1 protein-coding gene is annotated in these 234 nt (G+C 35.5%); it reads left to right on the forward strand.

All coding sequences use genetic code 11. The features are described from left to right. Positions 1–38: 38 nt before the first annotated feature. Positions 39–234, forward strand: a 196-nt coding sequence (locus CWB85_RS21990) for a sugar phosphate nucleotidyltransferase (protein WP_171039073.1), incomplete at its 3' end; no start/stop codon positions are given.

Below are 234 nucleotides of genomic sequence, written 5' to 3' on the forward strand. Positions count from 1 at the left end.
ATTGAATTAAATAAAATATTTTAAATAAAGGACTAACCATGAAAGCTGTTATCCCTGTTGCTGGCCTTGGTACGCGTATGCTGCCAATGACTAAAGCGATTCCAAAAGAAATGCTACCTTTGGTAGATAAACCACTCATTCAATATATTGTTAATGAATGCGTTGCCGCGGGTATTAAAGACATTGTGCTTGTTACTCATAGCTCTAAAAATGCCATCGAGAATCATTTTGATA

The organism is Pseudoalteromonas sp. S1727 (assembly GCF_005886375.1).
Classification (GTDB): Bacteria; Pseudomonadota; Gammaproteobacteria; order Enterobacterales; family Alteromonadaceae; genus Pseudoalteromonas; species Pseudoalteromonas haloplanktis.